The organism is Arenibacter sp. S6351L (assembly GCF_023016025.1).
Lineage (GTDB): Bacteria > Bacteroidota > Bacteroidia > Flavobacteriales > Flavobacteriaceae > Arenibacter > Arenibacter algicola_B.
Genome location: NZ_JALKBB010000069.1, coordinates 1 through 2622, shown reverse-complemented (window position 1 = coordinate 2622; position 2622 = coordinate 1). Strand labels below are relative to the sequence as shown.

Here is a 2622-nt window from a genome sequence, read left to right as displayed (position 1 = left end):
TGACGGCGTGCCTTTTGCATAATGAGCCTACGAGTTACTTTTACTGGCAAGGTTAAGCACTTCAGGTGCGGATCCGTAGCGAAAGCGAGTCTGAACAGGGCGCCATAGTCAGTAGTAGTAGACGCGAAACCGTGTGATCTACCCATGGGCAGGTTGAAGCTGTGGTAACACACAGTGGAGGACCGAACCCGTTGACGTTGAAAAGTCTTGGGATGACCTGTGGGTAGGGGTGAAAGGCCAATCAAACTCGGAAATAGCTCGTACTCCCCGAAATGCATTTAGGTGCAGCGTGTAGATAGTTTTATAGAGGTAGAGCTACTGATTGGATGCGGGGGCTTCACCGCCTACCAATTCCTGACAAACTCCGAATGCTATAAAATGTTTCTGCGCAGTGAGGGCATGGGTGCTAAGGTCCATGTCCGAGAGGGAAAGAACCCAGATCACCAGCTAAGGTCCCAAAGTATATGCTAAGTTGATATAACGCGGTGGAACTGCATTGACAGCCAGGATGTTGGCTTGGAAGCAGCCATTCATTTAAAGAGTGCGTAACAGCTCACTGGTCGAGCGGTTCCGCATGGATAATAATCGGGCATAAGCATATCACCGAAGCTGTGACTTCTGTACTCGGTACAGAGGGGTAGGGGAGCATTGTAGTGCCGCTGAAGGCGATCTGTAAGGGTTGCTGGAGGAGCTACAAACGAAAATGTAGGCATAAGTAACGATAATGCGGGCGAGAAACCCGCACGCCGAAAGACCAAGGTTTCCCCAGCTATGCTAATCAGCTGGGGGTCAGTCGGGACCTAACACGAACCCGAAGGGGGTAGTGGATGGACAACAGATTAATATTTCTGTACCTGCTCACATTAAAAGTGACGGGGATGTGGCGTTGGTGCGTACTGACGGAATAGTACGTTGAAGGGAGCGGTGACGCCCCGATAGTACACTGAGGCTCCGGCCAAGGTGATAATCCAGCTTAACATCCTCCGAGAAAACCAAGTGAAGCAGCCCGTACCGCAAACCGACACAGGTGGTTGGGATGAGTATTCTAAGGCGCTCGAGAGATTCATGGCTAAGGAACTAGGCAAAATAGACCCGTAACTTCGGGAGAAGGGTCGCCCCCGCCACGGCGGGGGCCGCAGTGAAGAGGTCCAGGCGACTGTTTATCAAAAACACAGGGCTCTGCAAAATCGAGAGATGAAGTATAGGGCCTGACACCTGCCCGGTGCTGGAAGGTTAAGAGGAGATGTCATTCGCAAGGAGAAGCATTGAATTGAAGCCCCAGTAAACGGCGGCCGTAACTATAACGGTCCTAAGGTAGCGAAATTCCTTGTCGGGTAAGTTCCGACCTGCACGAATGGTGCAACGATCTGGACACTGTCTCGGCCATGAGCTCGGTGAAATTGTAGTATCGGTGAAGATGCCGGTTACCCGCAGTGGGACGAAAAGACCCCGTGCACCTTTACTATAGCTTCGTATTGACCTTGGGCAACCAATGTGTAGGATAGCTGGGAGACTTTGAAGCTGCATCGCCAGGTGTGGTGGAGTCATTGTTGAAATACCAGCCTTTGTTTGTCCGGGGCCTAACTCCCTTATGGGAGGACAGTGCGTGGTGGGTAGTTTGACTGGGGTGGTCGCCTCCAAAAGAGTAACGGAGGCTTCTAAAGGTGCCCTCAATACGGTTGGCAATCGTGTGCAGAGTGCAATGGCACAAGGGCGCTTGACTGAGAGACATACAGGTCGACCAGGTACGAAAGTAGAGCATAGTGATCCGGTGGTTCCGCATGGAAGGGCCATCGCTCAAAGGATAAAAGGTACGCCGGGGATAACAGGCTGATCTCCCCCAAGAGCTCATATCGACGGGGGGGTTTGGCACCTCGATGTCGGCTCGTCACATCCTGGGGCTGGAGAAGGTCCCAAGGGTTGGGCTGTTCGCCCATTAAAGTGGCACGCGAGCTGGGTTCAGAACGTCGTGAGACAGTTCGGTCTCTATCTACTGCGGGCGTTAGAAATTTGAGTGGACCTGACCCTAGTACGAGAGGACCGGGTTGGACCGACCGCTGGTGCACCAGTTGTCCCGCCAGGGGCATTGCTGGGTAGCTATGTCGGGATGGGATAAGCGCTGAAAGCATATAAGCGCGAAACCCGCCACAAGATGAGATTTCTTTAAAGGGCCGTGGGAGATGACCACGTCGATAGGCCATAGGTGGAAGGGCAGCAATGTCCGTAGCCGAGTGGTACTAATTGCCCGTTGGCTTGCGCAAACGCCGTCCCGCGGGAAACCGCGGGGCGCAACAAACCTTTTTTTAAACAACTGTACGTGTACCTTACCTTATTTTAGTGCGACCGCAACGGCCGCCCTGTCCCATTATTATGTCATGCTTCGGCTACGCTCAGCATCCGCTGAAGGGTACCGGACATTAAAGTATATAAGTTTTTAGGTGGCCCGCCCTGCAATGCAGTTCGGGCAGACCATGGCCCAAGGGCCATGGAAAAACATCAACGATTTTAGGTGGCCATGGCGACGGGGCCCACCCCTTACCATTCCGAACAGGGAAGTTAAGCCCGTCTGCGCCGATGGTACTGCTACACCAAGTGGGAGAGTAGGCCGCCGCCTTTTTTTGA

The 2622-nt window shown here is 53.1% G+C and carries 2 rRNA genes; both read left to right on the top strand.

The features are described from left to right. A 23S ribosomal RNA gene (locus tag MWU82_RS23875) occupies nucleotides 1-2261 on the top strand; the annotation flags it as partial. A gap of 244 nt (nucleotides 2262-2505) precedes the next feature. Continuing rightward, nucleotides 2506-2617 (top strand): 5S ribosomal RNA (gene rrf, locus MWU82_RS23870). The last annotated feature ends 5 nt before the right edge of the window (nucleotides 2618-2622 follow it).